Source organism: Alkalibacillus haloalkaliphilus, from assembly GCF_007991275.1.
GTDB lineage: Bacteria > Bacillota > Bacilli > Bacillales > Alkalibacillaceae > Alkalibacillus > Alkalibacillus haloalkaliphilus.
Map to the genome: position 1 here is coordinate 1 of NZ_BJYA01000013.1, position 16,936 is coordinate 16,936.

Sequence of the window (16,936 nt, forward strand, 5' to 3'; positions counted from 1 at the left end):
ATGGGCGTTTTTTCATGAAACTCCTCCTTTTCTTAAATAATTTGTTATATCCTTAACAATCCGTTAGCACCATTAATTACTTGCAAAAACATGTCTTGCTTCCTCTGATACCCAGTCACTTAGTAATTTTAATTTTTCTAATTGTTCACTTGATATCATTTTAGATTCATCTGTAGCATACAATGCTATTTTTATCTGTTCAGCCTTGTTGGGGTAGCAGTTCATAAATAATTTAGCCATATCTTCTCGATCTGTAGCCCAGACACCTTCTTTTGCAGATGCAAAACAAGACCCTGTACGAATGACCTTCCTAGCAATGCTTCTTTGAATTCGAGCTTTTTCTAAAGCAGTTTGTCCCTCTCTATATTTCTTCCAAAGCCTGTTCAAAACGTCTGGTGCATCACCATTTAATGCTACAGCAACTCGTTTTGTCGGTTTATAGTACGGATAATCAACACTCAGGTCACTCCCATATAAACATACACATAAATGTTTTAAAAATACTTTCAGCCCAAGAGAATCTGGCCCTTCATGTATTTCTTCCAAATAAGTATAGGCTAAACCAACTTCTCGTAACTTACCTTTAAATGTTTGACTTAATTCTTGGGAAAGTTCATCAATTTCTTTAGATATTTGTTCGTTTGGCTGGTATTTAAAAACAACTAAAACATCAAGGTCTGACTTTCCTACTATTGCTCTCCCTGCTACAACACTCCCATATAAATATATACTATGAATATATGATCCTAGCTTGGACTCAAGACTATTAATGGTTAAGTGAACAACTTCATCGAATTGTGATGAAATGTTTTGTTTTGAAACTTCCGTTATTATAAAGCCTTGATCATTCACAAATGAATTAGCGCGATTGCCGTTCACTATCATCCCTCCCCAAATCCCTATTTTTTCTTTATTAATCACAATTTACTCATTAATAAGTCTTTATGATTTTTATAAAGCTTTAATACCTCGAGCTGATTCAACTCAACTAACTGAAGGATTCTATTAGCTTCATTGTATGCTAGATTAAATATCTCCTTATTAACAATCCCCTTATTAAAGGCTTGTTGAAGTTCATCCTCATCTAACAAAAATACTTGTCCGTTCGGCAAAACGACTATATCTAAAAATAAATCATCATAATATGGAATGATATTCTCTATACCATTCCATAGCGATAAATCGATATACCATTGAACTACTTCACCTTTTGCGTTAAACATTGTTGTTACTGTAAAATGCTGCCCTTCTGGAAAGTGCTGTAACCATAAATACCCATTATCAACAACACAAATTTCATGAACTCCATAAGAAACCTTCAGCGGCTCAGAAACTTGATTAATTTTTAGTAAAGTCACATACCCTTTAAAATAATCGTCATCAAAATATGATTGTGTATAGTCTCTAGCTTTTACTCTCGCCCACTCGGAACGATCGGCATACCTTCTCTTCAACACTTATTGATACTCTCCCCAAATCACTAATGTCACTCTCTACCTTATTCGACAAATCGTGTTCTACTTCCTTGAAGATGGACTTGAAAATAAATAAGTGCTCGTGAAATTTATTTGGCCTTCGCGGCACCTTTTTTGGCGCTCACGAAATTTTTCTGGCGTTCGCGGCTCTCTTTTTGGCGTTCATGAAATTTTTCTGGCGCTCGTGAACTCTTTTCTGGCGCTCCCTGATATTATTTGGCGTTCGTGGAACTTTTTTGGCGCTCACTTAATTTATTTGGCGTTCGTTCGAGAAATTTTATCAGCGCTCGTAAACTTTTATCAGCGTTCGCACACCTTTTATCAGCACTCACGTAATTTTATCAGCGTTCGCACACATTTTATCAGCACTCACGTAATTTTATCAGCGTTCGCACACATTTTATCAGCGCTCACCAACACTAAGTAGCCATCACAGCTGATCGCGGTGCCCTAGACTGGTACCATTGATAAAATAAAATAACAATAATAACCGCATCGATGACGTCTCCGCCATAGTACATCAGCATCCCACCGCTTTGGGCTTCGCTAGTTGGCACACCAGCAGGAGGGTAGGCATAAATTTGTTTAGACAAAATGCCATGACCGGCTAAAGCAAAAATAAAGACGATCGTTCGGTACATATAAGTTCTCCGATGTGGGACTGGGTCAAAATAAATGAGTGAAATCGTAAATAAATAGCCCGCTAAAAACACGTGCATATGAATGAGCAAATGAAGCAGCAGTGATTCGTGCATCGTCATATATAGTTCTGTACGATAAAGAACCCAAAGACCGCCAATGTTTAGAATGGAAGCAACGATTGGGTCAGTAAAGAACCCCGCAACGTTGGACCGTAAAACCTTCGTTAGTTTTTTGGCATTCCTAACAGATAGTGCTCGTAAGACTAGCGTCATCGGAGCCGATAAAACGATTAACAAAGGCGCTAACATACCGAGCAACAAATGACCTAACATATGATAGGTGAAATCTATATGAGCTCTTACACCAAGAGGCCCAATGACAGAAACGAGTGCTAAACTCGTCCCCAAAACAAATAAAACCAGTCGATATATCGGCCACTCTCGACCTTTCTCTTTTGACCTTTGATAAGCATATAGGTAAATTACAAAAGCTATAACAAAAGGAATCGCAAGTAAAACTTGTGACAAAAGCCCATCTACATCTAACACTGAACTCGAATGATGTACATGCCCCTCCATTCAAATCACCCTTCTTTCACTTCATGTTGAGTCGCTTTTCTTAATAACAAGATGCCAATAATAATTAAAATGATTGAACCGATATTCCAAACTAAATCGTAAACGATCAAATTATCGACATAGCGGATTTGGTGAACGCGCAAAATTTTATGTAACACAATGCCATCAAATAACTGAAATACTCCAGCGCCTAAAATGACCGCTCCCCACCATCTTGTCCGTTGGAAAATTTGCTGTCGTTTTAAGTCTGCCAACAGAAACAACCCACCGATCGTTGCAAACCAAGCAAACGCATTAAAAAGACCATCTGCAAAAATTCCAACTTCAGTGGTCGACCAGTCATAAAAGTGATGCCACTGCAAAAGTTGGTGAAAGACTAACTCATCAATAAATCCCATAACGCCAATTCCGAATAATATACCTGACCATATATTCCTTTTCTTCATAACAAACGCTCCTAAACACATTTTTAACTATATATTGTGCCCATTTCACAAATAATTATTCACTTTTTTCTGAAATGATCTTTGACATCAATAACAAAATCATGTAAATTACAATTGTAATGCGAACAATTAAATACAAACTAAAAATATCATTCGTTATTCAAGGAGAGATCTCAATGGAAAATGTGTTTGATTATGAAGACGTACAGTTAATCCCAAACAAATGTATTATTAATAGTCGCTCAGAGTGTGATACAACGGTTCAATTCGGTAACCATTTCTTTAAGCTTCCAGTCGTACCTGCCAATATGCAGACGATTATCGATAAAAATATTGCGACGCACTTAGCGCAAAATGGATATTTTTATATCATGCATCGCTTCAATCCAGAAACACGAACGAATTTCATTAAAGATATGCAAAGGCAAAACCTTGTATCATCTATTAGTGTTGGCGTTAAAGAAGATGAATTTGATTTCGTTAAACAATTATCTGAAGACCAACTAGTGCCTGATTACATCACAATCGACATTGCGCACGGACACTCGGATTTAGTCATCAACATGATCGAACACATTAAATATTACTTACCGAAAAGTTTCGTCATTGCTGGTAATGTCGGAACGCCAGAAGCTGTAAGAGAGTTAGAAAATGCAGGCGCTGATGCAACAAAAGTTGGTATTGGACCAGGTAAAGTATGCATTACGAAGATTAAAACTGGATTTGGAACAGGTGGTTGGCAACTAGCAGCTCTTCGTTGGTGTGCTAAAGCCGCTTCAAAACCAATTATTGCTGACGGAGGCATTCGTACTCACGGTGACATTGCCAAGTCGATTCGTTTTGGTGCATCAATGGTTATGGTCGGCTCGTTATTTGCAGGCCATGAAGAATCACCCGGTCAAACAGTAGAAAAAGACGGAAAACTTTATAAAGAGTACTTTGGTTCTGCTTCAGAATTCCAAAAAGGCGAGAAGAAAAACGTAGAAGGTAAAAAAATGCACGTTGAACATAAAGGGGCATTACAAGATACTTTAACGGAAATGGAACAAGACCTGCAATCAGCCATTTCTTACGCTGGTGGCAAACAACTTGATTCCATTCGCCAAGTTGATTATGTCATTGTAAAAAATTCAATCTTTAATGGTGATAAAGTATTATAATTAAAAAGGTGAGCTCATCTCACCTTTTTTATTTTGTCCGATTATTATATACTAGCAAAAATACACTTTGTACGAAGGAGCATCGCGATTATGACAGAGCAATCATTTAACACAAAAATCGTCCATAATAATATTTCACAACAAAATGTCGGTAAATCTAAATCGACACCGATCTATCAAACATCTGCTTTTACGTTTAAAGACCTAGACCATGTTGAAAGCTACTACGCTGGAGACGTCCCTTATTTATACACTAGAGAAAATAATCCAAATACAAATGAACTAGGACAAGCTGTGGCCCAGTTAGAAGGTGCTCCAGCGGGGGTCGCTTCATCTTCAGGTATTTCTGCAATTATGGCTGGCATTTTCTCAGTCGTTGAAGCAGGTGATCACATTGTGGCAGCTGAAGACTTATACGGCGGTACACAACAACTCATCACAAAGCAGTTATCTAGCTTCGGTATCGAATACACGATTGTTGACTTTAGTTCTGAAAAGGCAATCAAAGAAGCAATCCAACCAAATACGAAGTTGTTATATACTGAATCAATCACAAACCCATTTTTACGTGTAGAAAACATTGAGCAACTCGTTAACATAGCCAAAGAGCATAATTTAAAGACAATGGTCGATAACACATTTGCGACTCCGTACCTTTTACAACCATACACACAAGGAGTTGATCTAGTCGCCCATAGTGCTACGAAGTATATCGGCGGTCATAGCGATGTTACTTCAGGTGTTGTCGTCGGACATGAAGAATTAATTAATAAAGCCAATCAAAAAGTCGTTGGTCTCGGTACTAACTTAAGCCCATTTGAAGCTTGGTTAACACAACGCGGTTTAAAAACGTTAGCATTAAGAATGAAACAGCAATCAGAAAATGCAAATGCTGTAGCTGGACAACTACAACAATCAGAAGACATCAAACAAGTTTACTACCCTCAAAATGTTTCTGAGAATGGTCATGGTGCGATCGTAACAATTGAGTTAGCTCACCACGTTAATGTGGACACGTTTTTCAAATCATTAGATTGGATCAAAATTGTACCAACGCTCGCTGGTGTGGAGACGACGGTTTCATACCCTATTGCGACATCTCACCGCGCCCTAACTGATGAAGAACGACAAACGGTAGGCATTAACGAGTACGTCGTTCGAATCTCAATAGGGATTGAAGAAGCTCAAGACATCATCAGCCAGTTGTTGAAAGCTGTACAAACTGCAAAATAACACTATTTACCATACCCAAGTTTAGGAATATATGTGCTCTTTTCTTCAAACAATACGTGAAGAAAGGAGCACAACTTTTATGCGCGAAAAAATGACTACTGTATTTATAGCTTCCTTAGCCATCATGCTAATACTCGTTGGTCTAGGTATTTTTTGGCCAGATGGACTTGAAGAGATCACAACTAATGTACAAGCATTTATATCAGAATCTTTTGGCTGGTATTATTTACTGGCTGTTACCTTTTTCACGATCGTTTGTTTAGTGTTTTTAATTACTCCTCTAGGGAAAATTAAACTAGGTAAACAAGATGAAAAACCAGAGTTCAGCCGCCCAACATGGATTGCTATGCTGTTTAGTGCTGGTATGGGGATTGGGTTAGTCTTTTGGGGATCTGCTGAGCCAATAAACCACTACTCCTTGATGTCGCCTACAGCGAGTGAGCTCGGAACAGATCAAGCAGTGAAAGAAGCCATGTACTATACATTTTTTCATTGGGGAATTCATGCATGGGGGATATATGGAATAGTCGCATTAATTTTAGCTTATTTTAGCTTCAGACATGACAGATCAGGATTAATAAGCGCTACACTGCATCCATTATTCGGTAGAAAGAGTATGGAAGGTAGTCCTGGTAAAATAATTGATATATTAGCAGTGATCGCTACCGTCATTGGTGTAGCTACAACACTAGGGTTTGGGGCAGTTCAAATAAACGGTGGGTTAGCATACTTACTCGATATCCCAAGTGGTTTTATGCTACAACTTATCATCATTTCAGTCGTAACCGTATTATTCATGATCTCTGCTTGGACCGGGCTTGCTAAAGGGATTAAAATTTTAAGTAACGTCAACATGGTACTAGCTGTCCTTCTATTTTTATTTATGATTATAGTTGGACCTACTTTATTTATTATGAATATGTTTACAAACTCAATAGGTAGTTACGTGCAAAACTTACCCACAATGAGCTTCCGAATAGCACCACTTAATGAAGAAGTTCGCGAGTGGATTGACGCGTGGACAATTTTCTATTGGGCATGGTGGATTGCTTGGTCACCATTTGTCGGAATCTTCATCGCCAGAGTATCGCGTGGCAGAAGCATAAGAGAATTTGTCTTTACTGTTCTCATTATTCCTTCACTGATCGGATTTTTATGGTTTTCAACTTTCGGTGGTTCAGCAATTTCGCTTGAACACAACGGTGTTGATACACTATCGAACTTAGCAACTGAGGAAATGTTGTTTGGAGTATTTTCTCACTATCCATTCGGTATGGTTGCATCAGTGATTGCGATTATTTTAATTAGTACATTCTTTATTACATCTGCTGACTCAGGTACGTATGTATTAGGCATGATGACAACGAATGGTTCGCACCATCCAGGTAGAAGAATCAAGCTAATCTGGGGTGTTATTTTATCTGCAACTGCTTTAGCCTTACTTTACACAGGTGGTCTACAAGCTCTAGAGAATACGATGATCGTCGCCGCTCTACCTTTCTCAGTTATCATGTTACTCATGGTAGTCAGCTTCGTTAAAGCGATCTATAAAGAAGGAAAAGAGCTTGGTATTGGTGATATTAAAAAGCAAGAAAAGTAAAAAGAAGGTCTAGAGTTTGTTAAGCTCTAGACCTTTAGTTATTTAAAATCTTTTTTACTTTTTCGACTTTCTCAACTTCTAAACCATCAACCACTAAACTTGAACTTTCAATTGGTGCGCCTACTCTAGGTTTAGCAAGGACTTCATCATCTAAATATACAGGTAAATACTGACCCTGATGCTCTTCTGTAAATTCTTTAACTAAGCTTGCGTCATAAAATTCAATTACTAGTGCTTCATAATCTTGATTTTCAATATCAGTTGTTGATGCTCCTTCAAAGTCTGACATAGTCGCGACTTTTTCCCCTTCATCATTAGCGATATACACTTCATGTTCGTTACTCAAATCATTACCCGCTCCAGCTGTTCCGCAACCATATAAAAATATAAGTACACCAATTATTAATAATTTTTTCACTGTCTGTAAACACCCCTTAATTAATAACTATACACAATTCCAAATATATCCTAAAAGAAGGAATTTAGCAATACGAAATAGAATAGGTTTAAAGTGAATTAATGACTATAAGAAAGAAGGCGATTTTGATGTCTGAAAACATTAAAGCGGTAAAAAAGTACACAATCGAACAATTTCAAAACACAGAGAATATTGCAGGGGCTGCTTTATCTCATGATGGCTCTTCCATTTTATATGCTAGTGATCAAACAGGTGTATTTAATGCGTTTTCCATTCAGATTAAGGACATGCTACCGACTCAATTAACAGAGTCGGCGACGAACGCTATCTTCCCGATTAGCTACTTTCCTCAAGACAAACGTTTCTTATATGAAAGTGATGAAGGGGGAAATGAATTAAACCACATTTACTTACGTGAAGAAAACGGTAAAGTAACAGACTTAACACCTAGTGAACAAGCAAAAGCAGAATTTTTCGGGTGGGCTGAAGACGAGAGAAGTTTCTTCTATGAATCAAATAAGCGTGATGAACGATTCATGGATTTATACGAAATGGACATTGATTCCTTCACTTCTCAACTGGTTTTCAAAAATGAAGAAGGCTATAACATTGCATCGGTTTCACCTAACAAGAAATATATTGCTCTATACAAAACGGACAAACCTAATAATTCAGACATGTACATTTATTCTAAGGAATACGGGATTAAGCATATTTCAGAACATGTAGGTGATGTTGACTACCTTCCTGTAACATTCGACCAATCTTCAAATCATCTATACTATTTAACAGATGAAAACCATGAGTTCTCATACTTAAAGCGTATGAATTTAACCACTCAATCAACTGAGACAGTTGCCATTGAGGATTGGGATATTGTAATGGCTAAATTCTCTTATAACTATAAATATCTTATTTACGCTATTAACAACAATGGAAAAACAGAAGTTAAACTATTGGATACAGCTACTGGCAATTATGTTGAAATAGAAAATTTACCCGAAGGACAAATAAGTAGTGTGTCGATCTCAAAAAATGAAGGGAAACTAGCTTTCACATTGAACAGTTCAAATGCACCGAGCAATCTATATTGTTATAACTTAACAACAAAATCCCTTACTCGTTTAACTGACACGTTAAACCCAGAAATGAATCCAAACGATTTGGTGAAGGCTGAAGTCGTCCATTATTCATCGTTCGACGACTTATCGATTCCTGCAATATATTATAAACCTCACCTTGAACATAATGAAAAGATACCAGCGCTCGTCTTTGTCCACGGTGGACCAGGTGGACAGTCAACTGTCGATTATAATCCTCTGTTTCAATACTTAGCGAATCATGGTTATGCCATCTTAGCTGTTAACAACCGTGGTAGTTCTGGATATGGTAAGACGTTTTTCAAAGCAGCTGACAAAAAGCACGGAGAAGTAGACCTTCAAGATTGTATTGAAGGTAAAAACTACTTAGCCTCCCTAGAGTATATTGACGAAAATCGTATCGGGATTATTGGCGGTAGTTATGGAGGGTACATGGTCCTTGCAGCCATGGCTTTTCAACCCGAGGAGTTTGAATTAGGCGTTGATATTTTCGGCGTTTCAAATTGGGAGCGAACATTGAAAAGTATTCCACCTTGGTGGGAAGCAATGCGCGATGTTTTATATAAGAAAATTGGTGATCCATACGAAGAGAATGAATACATTAGAAGCATTTCACCTCTATTCCATGCTAAGAACATTTCAAAGCCACTGATCGTCTTACAAGGAGCTAATGATCCAAGAGTTCTTCAAGAAGAATCAGATGAAATTGTAGAAGCTGTTAAAGATAACAACGTGCCTGTTGAGTATATCATCTTTGATGATGAGGGCCATGGATTTACTAAAAGGAATAACAGAATCAAGGGATATCAAGCTATTAAACAATTTCTAGACCAACATATGTAAAACCGACTTAAAAGGGTAGTCATTAAGATGGCTGCCCTTTTATATTATCGAGCATTTTATCGTCCAACCAATGTTTCTTTCTATTCATATACTTTAATAGAGACTACTTGTAAAGGAGAGTAGATGATGGGAAATTGTACAACATGTCACTTTGATAAACCAGGGCACAGCTTAGTGTCAGATGATTTTTGTGGCAATTTTTTAGTTCCTTGTGATGGAGAGATGCATATATTGTGGCAGTTGGACCCTAGTTTTTTTGCTGGTGGAGCCCAGTCAGCTGGTACTGTAAGTATTTATTACGGGCATAGTTGTGACGAAGATTTAACTGTCATCATAACAAGAGAAGATTTTACAACAGAACAATTTCAAGTTTCAAATGGTAACACACGGTCACTTACTGTTTTAAACTTAAACTCTGTTGCCATTGTTTGTCCTAACCAAAATCAAAACCGCAACAGATGTGAAGGGAAGTACTGTATAGACCTTCATTACGCAGTGGAGTGACGACATACTTCACTGCTCTTCTATATCCACCCCTGCTATACGTGGCAAGCACTGGTTAGCCGGAACTTTAACTGTCGTTTTGTAGACGACTTTAACTTCAATACACAAGTCAACTTCTAAATCTATTCGATAACAATCCTTAGACCTTCGAACATGCGTAACCTGAGAATGAAACGATATTAAGTCACATACAACCTTAGTCCCGGCTGGAGCACATAACAAAAGAGTTCGCGTGAATTTAAAAGGCACTACACAAGCTTTACCTTCGTAGATCAACTTAATTGCGCCTTCTATTAACAAAAAGACTTCCTGCAAAATGATCAGGCGTCCATCAGGCAACCTGATTTCCTTACACTTTCGAGACGCTATTTCCTTACAAGTCAATTTTACAGCTTTATCCTCAACTTCGATAACCTCTTTGTTCATGTTAGGAAAATGAAAAAAGTTATAATGCAAGATTAAGCAATACTTACCTCTTATCGGTAATGATGGACGGTTTAACCTCACCTCAAGCATCCTTATGTTCCTTGACGTTTGTGATAATTGCATTCCTTCTGTCTCTACTTCTTTACCATTTATGAAAACAGATAAATAACTTAAATCACCATACTCTAAATTTAATGAAATTGTCCCTGATATAGGGTCATCAAGTGTAGATTCCCACAATTTCACCTTCTCATTAACGTTAGATAATAAAAAGTTGCCACAAACATCATCTGTTACGATATGACTTGGACATGGGACTATAGCGCATAATTGCTTATGCCAATCAAACGTGATCCAATCATATACTTTTTCGACATTAATACAATACTCAGCCATCCAACCACACCTCAACTAAACTTCTATCACCTAATATATGTAATTTCACAATATATGATTGTATATTTACCTTTATCTATGTAAGAGTGAAGAACTCACCCAAGAAAAAAGCTTGAGTGAGCTCTATAAATTATGGGCGTGATGTTTGAATTACATTGACCGTTACTTGACCAATAATTGTTTCACCACCAGTAGAAAACACATACAACTCTTGTAAATCCGGTACATAAACTGTAAAACTACTATCTTGTTCAGCTGTTGCAATAATTTCAGTACCAGCGGCGTCAGTACTAACATTCGCCTCATCACCACTAGCATTAAAGTTTGCTAACGTTACATATCCTGAAGCACGCCCGTTTGCATGCTCAAAGATTTGGACCGCATCCGCTGCTACAGCATCTGTATTAAATGTATTACATGTCTGAACGGTCACCACCTGAGGTTCAGGACAACAACTCATAGGAACTCCCTCCCAACTGCCATATTTGGCTGTTCTATTATAGTAAATTCAATAGACTCTACTTTTGTATGTACTCTTGTGCAAACAAAAATAAAAGGGCATCTCTATTTATAGAAATGCCCTCTTTCCGTTTATAATTAAATTAAGCCGATTAACTTCAAACCATTCATCACACCATCTTCATCGACGTGTTTCGTTTCATAGCTTGCAGCTTTCTTAGCTCGGTCATGACCATTCCCCATCGCCACTCCTAAAGGATACTGTGACAACATTTCAAGATCATTTAACGAATCACCGAATGTCGCAACACGCTCTTTCGAAATATTTAAACGTTCAATGATTTTTTCAATCCCCTCTGCTTTTGACCCACCAGCTGGAATGACATCTGTTGATAGCTCATGCCAACGAATGAAATCAAAGTTGTCAAATTGCTTTTCATACACCGCTTCTTCACCCTCTTCACAAAAAATGAGCGCTTGATAAAGTTCACGATTTTTATACTCCGGGTCATATGTTGGAAACTGATCTATTTTAAGAGAAGATATGCTCTCAGTAATGTAATCATGTTCAGGTACGTTAGCCTTCATATCTACATGATCCATATAAACGACTGGGTGGTTATTTTTAATCGATTCATCCACCATTCTTTCAAGTGACTTTGTATCTAATGGATTCTTATAGATTACTTCACCTTTCAACACAACATACTGGCCATTGAAACTAACATATGTATCAATGCCTAATTCATCTCTAAGATCTTCATACATAAAAGGAGCTCTTCCTGTTGCGATTGCAACTTCATGACCGTTGTCTTTTAATTGTTGGATTGCTTGTTTAGCTGAAAGTGGTAAGTTTTTCTCTTCATCTAAAAGGGTACCGTCTATATCAAAGAAAACGATATGTTGGTTTGTCATAATTAATGCCTCCATCGAAATAATGAAATTCCCCATCATTATATATGAGGCTATATAATATGCCAACTTAAAAGCAAAACTAATTTTTACTCACAATTCTTTATATTTATTAATAATTTCATGGTTTTTGCTTGTATTTTTAAATCTACTTTGGTACATTATAGGTAACTAAATAAAACCTTTCTTATTTTAAACTTTTTTAAAGTAAGGATAGAGGAGCAAAAACCATGAGTACATATGTGGAAGAGAGTGAGCTCTTTTGAAGCATATGAAAAGGGGAATTTGCCGAAGCTTTAATGATTCTCACAATCGTGAAGCTGGTTCTGATATTTAAAAGATGCAGAGCTGTCATATAGGAGACTATATGGAGGGCTATCTCTGACTTAGGACTACATGATGTTCTTAAGCAACAACGAGCCCTCTCGTTGTTGCTTTTTTGGTCCTCCACACCTAGAGGTGAACGATTTACAAATTTTATTGAAAAGGGTGTGTGTATCATGAATTTTGGTCAAGTAATTACAGCAATGGTAACGCCATTCGATCAAAATGGTGAAGTCGACTACGATGCAACAAGAAGTTTGATTAACTATTTAATCCAAAACGGATCAGATGGTTTAGTTGTTGCAGGAACAACAGGTGAATCACCAACATTAACACATGAAGAAAAATTACATTTATTCCGTCTAACAGTTGATGAAGTTAACGGGCGTGTGCCAGTTATTGCAGGTACTGGCTCTAATAACACTAGAGAATCAATTGAACTTTCTAAAGAAGCAGAATCAATTGGTGTTGACGCGGTTATGTTAGTAACACCATATTACAACAAACCATCCCAAGAAGGTATGTACCAACACTTTGGTACAATCGCAAATAGCATTAACTTACCAGTAATGCTTTACAATATTCCAGGCCGTAGTGCTGTTGGCATGTCACCAGATACGATTATTCGTCTATCACAAATCGAAAACATTGTATCAGTAAAAGAAGCAAGCGGTGACTTAGACCAAGTGACTACCATTATTAACAACACTGCTCCTGAATTCACTTTATACACAGGTGAAGACAGTCAAACATTACCGACCGTTGCAATAGGTGGTACAGGTGTTGTTTCAGTATCAGCACATGTGATTGGTAATGAGATGCAACAAATGTTAAATGCACTACACAACGGAGATGTCGCATTTGCTTCTAGAATGCATGGTTATATCGTACCGTTTATGAATGCGATGTTCTCAGCACCAAGCCCAACACCAGTTAAAGAAGCATTGAACCAAATCGGTGTATCAGTTGGCGGTGTTCGTTTACCACTTATCCCGTTAAACGACACAGAACGCGCTTCACTAACACAATTAATTAACGAGTATAGAAGCCAAGAAGACGTTGGCTAATAAACCTTTTTAAAAGAACAAGTGATGTGATCGCTTGTTCTTTTTTTTATGTTGTCTGTTATGAGAAACAGTTATAAAGTCAATACTACTAATGTTATGATAGAAATAAATACATAATAGTAAGATCAATAGAATTGAGGTATAGTTTGATGTTAACGGATCGTTGGATACAAGACTTATTTTCTACCACAGTCTATCAGAGAGGATTAGTCTATTATAATCTAGGAAAAGTTGTTCATATGCAATATAATGAGGATATTGATCAATACCAAGCGAGAGTTCTTGGAAGTGAGCTATATAATGTAAAAGTGAAAGTTGACTCTTCGCAAGTTTCCTATTCTTGTGACTGCCCTGCTCACAGTCAATATAATCAATGTAAACATTCTGTTGCTGTTTTACTTAAAATTTCAAATCAACTAGAAGCAGAGATTACACATTATGACGACATTCATAGCCGTCTTAAACGATACAATAGTTTTCAAGAACAACGTGATTATTCAACTGAAATGATTCAATTACTTTCTAACCACCTTCAAGGAACTTCAACTAACAAAGATACGTTACAAGTTGAGTTTATTTTAAAACCTTATGACCCGTTGTTACATGATCATATGTTGTCTATAGAAATGAAACTAGGGGTTGGAAGAACATATGTCGTCAAAAGCTTGAAAAAGTTTTTAGAAAGTGTAAATGAGCAAAAAGAACACTATTTCACACCGAACTTTAGCTATGACCCTGAACTTCATCAGTTTACTGATGAAGACCAACGAGCGGTGAATTTATTACTCGAAATGTACCGTAACGATGTATTTTATGATAATAGGTGGCAAACACCACCAAGTTCTAAAGCTATGACTATTCCGCCTGTAATCGCCCAACAATTACTACGAGCACTTGCGGACTGTCATTGTCAGCTAGAATATAATAACGAATATTACGGTGAGATCAATTGGGTTGAAAATGGTACGCCATTCCAATTTTCATTAAACCAAAATGAAGAGCAATACGAGTTATCTTTAGAAGACTTTCATGATGCTCAATACTTCAAAGATTATGGGATCATTCGTGAAAGCGAAACCTTTTTCAAACTTAATAACAAACAAATGAACATTATGAACGACTTGTATAAGCTTTTATACAGAAGTAAGCAAGCATCAGTCCCAATAAAAAAACAACAAGCTGATTCGTTCATCTCACATGTTATTCCTAACTTAGAAGAACTCGGTCAAGTACAAATGTCTGAAGAAGTGCAGCAATCCATCGTTAACCCATCTCTTCAAGCGACGATACATTTAGACCTTGATGAAGACCGGTTAACGGCTAACGTTCGTTACAATTATGATGATATCGTTATTGATCCAATGCAACCAGATCACATACAAAAGCAAAATCATGATCACATTTTAGTCCGTGATGTCGTTGAAGAGAATAAAATTATGAGTTTAATTGAATATGCATCATTTAAGTTCAATGGCCAAGAGCTTTATTTAGATGATGAAGAAGAAGTTTTTACGTTTTTATATGATGTTCTTCCTCAACTAGATGAGTCCATAGCAATTTATTCAACTCAAACGGTTAGAAACTTATTATTAGACGACATTGAATATCCGACAGTAAACGTTGAATACGACTCTGGCGAAAACTTTTTAGAAGTTGATTTTGACCTTGGTGACATTGACCAGAGTGAAATTAGTCAAATCATCCAATCTGTCGTTGAGAAGAAGCGTTTTTACCGCTTACCGAACGGGTCTTACGTGCCACTTCAGGACGATTCTTTTGCCGAAATGTCACACATGTTAAAAGAACTTCGATTAAACACACAAGACATTAACGAAGGAACAATACAGCTTCCGGCCTATCGTGGACTACAAATCGACGAGATCTCTCAAGGGTTAAAACGAAAGTATAACGAAGCTTTTGAAAAGCTCATTCAAGACATTAAAAACCCAGAAAACTTTGAGGCTACTATTCCATCATCACTAAATGCCGACATGCGAGAATATCAAAAAGTCGGATTCCAATGGTTGAAATCGCTGAGCCGTTATCAATTTGGTGGCATTTTAGCCGATGACATGGGGTTAGGTAAGACGCTACAAGCAATCGCTTTTCTTCAGTCTGAAAAAGATGAAAATGCAAGCGCTCAACCAGCAATCATTGTAGCGCCAGCTTCTTTAGTTTATAACTGGCAAGCTGAATTTGAGAAGTTTGCCCCAACTATGAACATTAAAGTCGTTCATGGTTCAGTCGGAGAGCGTGAAACCGTATTAAAACATGTCGATCAATACGACGTGATTATTACGTCATACCCTTTAGTTCGACAAGATATCGAGCACTATCAATCGATGCAGTTTTCAACGCTAATTTTAGATGAAGCACAAGCGATTAAAAACAGCTTAACGAAACAAGCTAAAGCTGTAAGAGCTATTCGAGCTAGAAAACGTTTCGCACTAAGCGGGACACCAATTGAGAATTCACTCGATGAGCTTTGGTCGATATTTGACGTTATTTTACCAGGCTTCTTCCCAGCGAAAAAAGAATTCCGTAACTTATCGGAAGAACAAATTTCAAGAATGAGCCGACCGTTCATATTAAGAAGAATTAAAGAAGATGTATTAACTGAATTACCCGATAAGATCGAAACAGTCCAACATTCAGAACTGACAACGAAACAGAAACAGCTTTACCTCGGTTACTTAGAAAAAATTCAAGGTGAAGCAGCTAACGCTTTATCGACAGAAGGGTTCCAAAAGAACAGGATGAAAATATTAGCCGGGTTAACTCGACTGCGCCAGCTTTGCTGTCACCCATCACTCTTCATTGAAGATTATGACGGAGAATCTGGTAAACTCAATCAATTACTCGAAATGGTCGAAACAGCACGTGAAAGTGGCAAGAGGATATTAATCTTCTCACAATTTTCGAGCATGCTTAAAATTATTCACAACAAGTTATCCGAATCAAATCAGGACGCTTTTTATTTAGACGGACAAACACCTTCCAAAGATCGCGTTGAAATGGTTGAACGATTTAATGAAGGTGAGAAAGATATTTTCCTCATTTCATTAAAAGCTGGTGGAACGGGGCTTAACTTAACTGGGGCAGACACCGTCATCTTATATGACTTATGGTGGAACCCTGCCGTTGAAGAACAAGCAGCAGGACGTGCGCACCGAATGGGACAACAAAACGTCGTCCAAGTATTCCGTCTCATTACGAGAGGAACAATTGAGGAGAAAATCCATTCCTTACAACAACGTAAACGTGAGTTAATCGAAAATATTATACAACCAGGTGAAACGACATTCCAAAGCCTTAGCGAACAAGATATTCGTGAACTGCTTAATGTCTAAAAA

At 37.4% G+C, this 16,936-nt stretch carries 15 protein-coding genes and 1 riboswitch; of the genes, 7 read left to right on the plus strand and 8 right to left on the minus strand.

Annotated features, from left to right (window positions below):
• Nucleotides 1–72: 72 nt before the first annotated feature.
• The 4 genes from AHA02nite_RS09405 to AHA02nite_RS09420 form a co-directional block, all read right to left on the minus strand.
• Nucleotides 73–879, minus strand: a complete 807-nt coding sequence (locus tag AHA02nite_RS09405; protein ID WP_170236044.1) for a nucleotidyltransferase domain-containing protein — start codon at nt 877–879, stop codon at nt 73–75.
• A gap of 38 nt (nt 880–917) precedes the next feature.
• Nucleotides 918–1,457 carry a DUF402 domain-containing protein gene (locus AHA02nite_RS09410; RefSeq protein ID WP_146816679.1) on the minus strand — a complete coding sequence of 180 codons (540 nt, stop codon included), beginning with the start codon at nt 1,455–1,457 and terminating at the stop codon, nt 918–920.
• 437 nt (nt 1,458–1,894) lie between these two features.
• Nucleotides 1,895–2,695 carry a cytochrome c oxidase assembly protein gene (locus tag AHA02nite_RS09415; RefSeq protein WP_146816681.1) on the minus strand — a complete coding sequence of 267 codons (801 nt, stop codon included), beginning with the start codon at nt 2,693–2,695 and terminating at the stop codon, nt 1,895–1,897.
• Nucleotides 2,696–2,700: 5 nt separating this feature from the next.
• The gene (locus tag AHA02nite_RS09420; RefSeq protein WP_146816683.1) at nt 2,701–3,141 is read right to left on the minus strand and encodes a DUF2243 domain-containing protein; all 441 of its coding nucleotides are present in this window, start codon (nt 3,139–3,141) and stop codon (nt 2,701–2,703) included.
• Nucleotides 3,142–3,317: 176 nt separating this feature from the next.
• Between AHA02nite_RS09420 and guaC the strand changes: the two genes are divergently transcribed.
• From guaC to AHA02nite_RS09435, 3 genes are all read left to right on the plus strand, one after another.
• Nucleotides 3,318–4,301 (plus strand): GMP reductase, encoded by a 984-nt coding sequence (gene guaC, locus AHA02nite_RS09425; protein ID WP_146816685.1) that lies wholly within the window; start codon nt 3,318–3,320, stop codon nt 4,299–4,301.
• A gap of 90 nt (nt 4,302–4,391) precedes the next feature.
• On the plus strand, nt 4,392–5,534 hold the full coding sequence (locus tag AHA02nite_RS09430) for a trans-sulfuration enzyme family protein (RefSeq protein ID WP_146816687.1): 1,143 nt from the start codon (nt 4,392–4,394) through the stop codon (nt 5,532–5,534).
• Nucleotides 5,535–5,613: 79 nt separating this feature from the next.
• Nucleotides 5,614–7,134 (plus strand): glycine betaine uptake BCCT transporter, encoded by a 1,521-nt coding sequence (locus AHA02nite_RS09435; RefSeq protein WP_146816689.1) that lies wholly within the window; start codon nt 5,614–5,616, stop codon nt 7,132–7,134.
• A gap of 34 nt (nt 7,135–7,168) precedes the next feature.
• Here the strand turns inward: AHA02nite_RS09435 and AHA02nite_RS09440 are convergent, their stop codons facing one another.
• Entirely contained in the window at nt 7,169–7,552 is a 384-nt protein-coding gene (locus AHA02nite_RS09440; protein ID WP_146816691.1) for a hypothetical protein, read from the minus strand.
• A gap of 128 nt (nt 7,553–7,680) precedes the next feature.
• On the opposite strand from AHA02nite_RS09440, the gene AHA02nite_RS09445 reads away from it, so the two are divergent.
• Both AHA02nite_RS09445 and AHA02nite_RS09450 read left to right on the plus strand, forming a co-directional pair.
• Complete coding sequence (locus tag AHA02nite_RS09445; RefSeq protein WP_146816693.1) at nt 7,681–9,495, plus strand: S9 family peptidase; 1,815 nt, start codon at nt 7,681–7,683, stop codon at nt 9,493–9,495.
• A 126-nt stretch (nt 9,496–9,621) separates the two neighbouring features.
• Nucleotides 9,622–9,999 carry an S-Ena type endospore appendage gene (locus AHA02nite_RS09450; protein WP_146816695.1) on the plus strand — a complete coding sequence of 126 codons (378 nt, stop codon included), beginning with the start codon at nt 9,622–9,624 and terminating at the stop codon, nt 9,997–9,999.
• 9 nt (nt 10,000–10,008) lie between these two features.
• Here AHA02nite_RS09450 and AHA02nite_RS09455 read toward each other — a convergent pair whose 3' ends face one another.
• From AHA02nite_RS09455 to AHA02nite_RS09465, 3 genes are all read right to left on the minus strand, one after another.
• Nucleotides 10,009–10,821, minus strand: a complete 813-nt coding sequence (locus AHA02nite_RS09455) for an S-Ena type endospore appendage (RefSeq protein ID WP_146816697.1) — start codon at nt 10,819–10,821, stop codon at nt 10,009–10,011.
• Between the two features lie 130 nt (nt 10,822–10,951).
• On the minus strand, nt 10,952–11,281 hold the full coding sequence (locus AHA02nite_RS09460; RefSeq protein ID WP_146816699.1) for an S-Ena type endospore appendage: 330 nt from the start codon (nt 11,279–11,281) through the stop codon (nt 10,952–10,954).
• Between the two features lie 137 nt (nt 11,282–11,418).
• On the minus strand, nt 11,419–12,195 hold the full coding sequence (locus tag AHA02nite_RS09465; RefSeq protein ID WP_146816701.1) for a Cof-type HAD-IIB family hydrolase: 777 nt from the start codon (nt 12,193–12,195) through the stop codon (nt 11,419–11,421).
• 203 nt (nt 12,196–12,398) lie between these two features.
• A riboswitch (Lysine riboswitch) is annotated at nt 12,399–12,578 on the plus strand.
• Nucleotides 12,579–12,692: 114 nt separating this feature from the next.
• Here AHA02nite_RS09465 and dapA point away from each other — a divergent pair.
• Both dapA and AHA02nite_RS09475 read left to right on the plus strand, forming a co-directional pair.
• Entirely contained in the window at nt 12,693–13,583 is an 891-nt protein-coding gene (dapA, locus tag AHA02nite_RS09470) for a 4-hydroxy-tetrahydrodipicolinate synthase (protein ID WP_146816703.1), read from the plus strand.
• Nucleotides 13,584–13,732: 149 nt separating this feature from the next.
• The gene (locus AHA02nite_RS09475; protein WP_146816705.1) at nt 13,733–16,933 is read left to right on the plus strand and encodes a DEAD/DEAH box helicase; all 3,201 of its coding nucleotides are present in this window, start codon (nt 13,733–13,735) and stop codon (nt 16,931–16,933) included.
• Nucleotides 16,934–16,936: the final 3 nt, after the last annotated feature.